Genomic DNA, 4,843 nt, shown 5'->3' with positions numbered 1-4,843 from the left:
CGCCGGGGCGGCGGCGCGGCCCTGCTTCGCCGGCGCGGTGGTCCTCGACGCGGTGCGGACGGTCGCGGCCCGGCGGACGGACGGCGGGAACGCCTACCGGATGCTGGCCCGCAAGGACGACCACCCGCCGACCGGGCCGGCGACCGGGGAGGTGCGGTGACGGCCGCCCGCGGCGGCGCCGCGTCCGGGGACCCGTCGCCCCCCGACGCCACGCCTGCCGTCCCGCCACGTCCCGCCGCCGCGCCGCCCGTTCCCGCACTGCGCGCCCCCGCGCCGCCCGATGGCGCGCCACTCGCCCAGGCTCCGCCCGACGCACCGCCGCTCGGTCCGGTGCCGGCAGGGACGCCGGCCGTGAACCCACCGCCCGTGGGGCCCGTGCCGTCGGATCTGGCGCGGCGGGTGACCGCCGACCCGCTCTTCCGGCTCGTCGCCCACGCCCTGGAGGCCGCACACGGCCGGACCCCGGCGGCCGTCTGGAGCGCCCCGTACGCCTTCCACCTGGAATCCCCCGGGCTGGTCGCGGCGGCCGGCTGGCCGGTGGCGGCCGCCGCCGCTCCGCGTGCCGACGGGTTGGTGCGGCTCAGCTCCCTCGGGCATCCCGCCGACAGCTGCGATCTTCCGCTGCGGCCGGCCGGGCCGCCGCCCGCCGCGCCCGCCTGGGCCGTCCGCCCGTACGCCCTCGTGCGGGCGCTGGCCCGCGCCGGGTTCGGGCGCGGCGGGACCGACCTGCACCTCCAGGGCTCGCTGACGGAGGCCGCGGGGCTGGCCACGGCGGAGCCCGCCGACTGCGCGATCGCGCTCGCGGTGGCCGACGTGCACACCCCGGCGGGCGCGGAACCGGACCGGGCCGGGCTCGCCGGGCTGCTCGCGCGAGAGCTGCCGGACGGCGACGACGCGCTGCGCGCCGCGGTGCTGTTCGCCCGCCCCGGCGAGGCCCTGCGGCTCGGCTCCGGGCGGGAGCGGCACCCTGTCGGTTTCGACCCGCCCGCGTCCGGGACGCGGCTGGTGCTCCTGGCCGTCCGGGGCGATCCCGCGGACCGGCCGGCCGAGCTCGCCCGGGCGGTGGCCTGCGCCCGCCGGGCCGGGGCGCTGAGCGCCTGGCCGCCCGGGCTGCGGCCGGGACGCAGCGTGCTGGTGCTGCTGCCCCGGTCGCGCCTGACGGCGGTTCGGGCCGCCGTGGCGGAGGACTTCCGCCGGCGGGACCGGCCGGCCCCGCGCTTCCTGAACATCGCCGTGGCCGGTGCGGCCCGGCGGGAGGAATGAACCACCGAGACCGAGGAGGAACCGCTGATGCCCTCATCCCTGGCCGCCACGAGACGCCGGGCCCGCAGGTCCGCGCTGGTGGCCGCGGTCGGCGCGCTCGGCCTGCTGGGCGCCTTCACCGTGACCGGTTCGCAGGCGGCGGACGGCGGCGGACGGCCGCCGCGCACGACGGCCGCCGCCGCGGGACTGCCCGCGTACGACCACGTGGTGGTCGCCGTCTACGAGAACAAGCAGTACGGGGAGATCATCGGGAGTGCGAACGCCCCGTACCTGAACCAGCTGGCGAACGGCGGCGCGAGCCTGACCGGCATGAAGGCCCTGACCCACCCCAGCCAGCCGAACTACTTCAACCTGTTCTCCGGCTCCACCCAGGGCATCACCGGGGACGGCTGCTACGCCCCGCAGTCGATGGGCGCGGCCAACCTCGGCCAGGAGCTGATCGCGGCCGGCAGGACGTTCGCCTCGTACAACGAGGACCTGCCGGCCGAGGGGTCCACGGCCTGCACCGACGGGCAGTACGCGCAGAAGCACAACCCGTGGTTCGCCTTCGGGAACGTGCCGCTGAACACCGGGAAGACCTGGGCCCGGTTCCCGCAGAACGACTTCGCCGCGCTGCCGGACCTGTCCTTCGTCGTGCCGAACCTGTGCAACGACATGCACTCGTGCCCGGTGACCACGGGTGACACGTGGACGAGGAACAACCTCGACGCGTACGCGCAGTGGGCGAAGACCCACAACAGCCTGCTGGTGCTGACGTGGGACGAGGACAACTACCTCGGTTCCAACCAGATCGCGACGGTGTTCTACGGCGCGAAGGTGAAGACCGGCAGGTACGCCACCGCCGTCAACCACCACCATCTGCTGCGCACGCTGGAGGACCTGTTCGGTACGGCGTCGCACGCGGGCAACGCGGCGAACGTGCAGCCGATCACGGAGGTCTTCGACGTCTCCACGACCCCGACGCCCACACCCACACCCACGCCGACGCCCACGCCGACGCCCACGCCGACGGGCGGTGATCTGAGGCTGGCCGACCCCGGCCCGCAGACCTGCACGTTCAACCAGACCTGCACCATCCGCCTCACCGCCACCGGAGGAAAACCCGCCCTGCACTACGCCGCCACGGGACTGCCCCTCGGACTCGCCATCGACACCACCACCGGCCGCATCACCGGCAGACCATGGGCCAACGGCACCCTCCGGATCACCGCCACCGTCACCGACTCCACCCCCCGCACCGCCACCACCGCCTTCCCCCTCACCGTCAACTGGTTCTGAACCGCCGGGGGCGGGGGCGGCCGTGTGCCGCCCCCGGCCGTCCCGCCCCGCCCGGACCGCTACAGGTACGGGTCGAAGGGGATGCCGGCGGGCTCGGCCTTCGCGAGGTGGGAGGAGAAGGCTCCGTCCTTCAGACCGAAGTGCGCGCTGCCGAAGTCGGCCTGGCTGAGCTTGTCCCGCAGCGTCGCCGGGTAACCGGACCAGCCGACCAGCGCGGGGAACTGCCAGGTGCCGCGGTGGTTCTCCGGCGGTTCGTCATTGCCGTTCGCCGCCCGGAAGCAGTGCGTGCTCACGCCGTCCTTGTGGTAGACGATCTTGGGGTGGGTTCCTTCCCAGCGGATCTGGTCGCGGGTGTGGAGGGTGAAGTCCCCGTGGTTGGAGGTGGCGACGTACTTGGCCTCGTTGCCCTGGATCCACACCACCACGTGTTCCCAGTCGTGGCGGTGGCCGCCGAGGCTGATGCCGGGGACGGCCTGGTCCTTCTCGAAGTACAGCGCGTACACGACGGCACACCAGCCGTTGTTGCAGGTGGCGCGGGAGTAGCCGTTGGTGTTGGCGAGGTCCGAGGCGTCACGGCAGCTGCCGTCGAGGGCTCCGGTGGGCTTGAGGCCGCCGTTCAGGACTCCGGTGGGGCCGATGGCGGGGGTCGGATAGCAGCCGTCCGTGTCGTAGTCGTACGCCGGCTGGAAGGTCGTCTCGATGGCTTCGGCGTTGGCGGGGAGCGCCGGGGGCGGAGCCGCGAAGGCGGTCTGCGGGAGGGCGACGACCAGCGCGAGGGCGGCGCCGACGACGAGGGATGATCTCCGGATGGGGTGACGCGTCCGCACAGCAGGCCTCCGGGCCGATCGGTTCGGGGGTGCGCAGGGTCTCCGGCCGGGACGGCCGGCACGCCCGGAGCATCATTCGCGAACCCGCGGGTCCCGGCAAGCCTTCGCGACTTCCAACTCCCCTTTTTCCAGGTGGAGTTGAAGCGATCCCGAGTGCCGGACGGACATCGGACCGCCGCCGGGTCCCCACCCCGGCGGCCGCGGGCCCGGGTCCCGCGTCGCGACGTTCGGTTCCCGCGCGAAACAGTGACATGCATCACGGCGCACCGAGCGGTCACGGAAGCATTACGTCCGCTCAAGCCTCCCCGACATGTCGATATTTGTCCCACCGGAATCGACATGCCCGTCTTCACCGGAATGGTCATCTCGGGCACCGGGACGATCCTCGGCAACTTGCCATGTCGCAGGCGGGTCTGATGGACGGTCCTCGTCCGGCGCGTCCTGCCGCGGCCACGGTCTGCATGACTGTCCGCCCTTTTCAAGCCCGGTTCCCGGCGCTGCCGCACGGGCGGCCGGCGAGACTTGCCAGCCCGTTGCGGGGCTTCTAAGAATGGCGGCCCGGCCCCGGCGCTCCAGCAGCTCAGGCGCAGGACGCATCGCAGAAACCACGTGAGGTCACGAATGCACAAGCACCGCAAGAAGACGCACTACAAGAAAATAACGATCGCCGCCGTCACCCTGGGCCTCGTGGGCATCCCCACGGCCGCCATGGCGTGCCTGCACACCGACGGGCCCGGCTCGGCACGGGCCGGCCGGCACGGGGCGCACCCCCCCCACGGTGCCCCTTCGCCCAGCGAGTCGCTCCAGATCCTGGCGGCGCCGACGGACACCCCGGTGGACCCGGCGACGGCAACGACGACGGCCACGGACACGGCCACGCCGGCCGGGCAGAACACCGGCGCTCCGCAGACCACCGCGCCCGCTCCCGAGGCGCCGAGGCCGCCCGCGGCGGTGAAGCCCGCGAAGCCGGCCCCGGCCCGCCCCTCGGCTCCGGCCGTCCCGGCGAAGCCGGCCGCCCCGGCCCCCACGGCATCCGGCCCGGCGGCCGAGGTGGTGGCCCTGGTGAACGAGGAGCGTGCCAAGGTCGGCTGCCCCGCGCTCACCGTCAACGCGAAGCTGACGGCCGCGGCCGTCAACCACAGCCAGGACATGGCCGCGCACTCCACCATGTCGCACACCGGCTCCGACGGCTCGGACCCGGGCCAGCGCATCGCCGCCAGCGGGTTCAGCTGGATGACCTACGGCGAGAACGTCGCCTACGGGTACAGCACGCCCGAGCAGGTCATGACCGGCTGGATGAACAGCCCCGGGCACCGGGAGAACATCCTCAACTGCGCGTTCAAGGAGATCGGCGTGGGCCTCGCGCAGCCGAACTCCTACTGGACGCAGGACTTCGGCACGGCCCGCTGATCCCTGTCCGGACCACCCGGACGGGTGAGCCCCCCACCACGGCCGCGAGGGTGAGCCGGGGGCGG

The 4,843-nt window shown here is 73.9% G+C and carries 4 protein-coding genes; 3 read left to right on the top strand and 1 reads right to left on the bottom strand.

Annotated features, from left to right (window positions below):
- Nucleotides 1-351: 351 nt before the first annotated feature.
- Together ACFXA3_RS35495 and ACFXA3_RS35490 are read left to right on the top strand one after the other, a co-directional pair.
- Nucleotides 352-1,263: a galactokinase gene (locus ACFXA3_RS35495; RefSeq protein WP_385194000.1), complete on the top strand. Its 912-nt coding sequence runs from the start codon at nt 352-354 to the stop codon at nt 1,261-1,263.
- Between the two features lie 27 nt (nt 1,264-1,290).
- The gene (locus ACFXA3_RS35490) at nt 1,291-2,541 is read left to right on the top strand and encodes an alkaline phosphatase family protein (RefSeq protein ID WP_385193997.1); all 1,251 of its coding nucleotides are present in this window, start codon (nt 1,291-1,293) and stop codon (nt 2,539-2,541) included.
- A gap of 59 nt (nt 2,542-2,600) precedes the next feature.
- Here the strand turns inward: ACFXA3_RS35490 and ACFXA3_RS35485 are convergent, their stop codons facing one another.
- A complete protein-coding gene (locus ACFXA3_RS35485; RefSeq protein WP_385193994.1) occupies nt 2,601-3,368 on the bottom strand; it encodes an NPP1 family protein in 768 nt (255 codons plus the stop codon).
- A gap of 621 nt (nt 3,369-3,989) precedes the next feature.
- Here ACFXA3_RS35485 and ACFXA3_RS35480 point away from each other — a divergent pair.
- Nucleotides 3,990-4,778 (top strand): CAP domain-containing protein, encoded by a 789-nt coding sequence (locus ACFXA3_RS35480; protein ID WP_385193992.1) that lies wholly within the window; start codon nt 3,990-3,992, stop codon nt 4,776-4,778.
- Nucleotides 4,779-4,843: the final 65 nt, after the last annotated feature.

The organism is Streptomyces sp. NPDC059456 (genome assembly GCF_042750055.1).
Classification (GTDB): Bacteria; Actinomycetota; Actinomycetes; order Streptomycetales; family Streptomycetaceae; genus Streptomyces.
The sequence above is the reverse complement of the archived record's forward strand: the minus strand, read 5'-3'. Positions and strand labels throughout refer to the sequence as shown.

Bases quoted from the DNA above. Each gene is read 5' to 3' on its own strand.
- ACFXA3_RS35490 (WP_385193997.1), top strand. From the start codon at position 1,291: ATGCCCTCATCCCTGGCCGCCACGAGACGCCGGGCCCGCAGGTCCGCG.
- ACFXA3_RS35480 (WP_385193992.1), top strand. From the start codon at position 3,990: ATGCACAAGCACCGCAAGAAGACGCACTACAAGAAAATAACGATCGCC.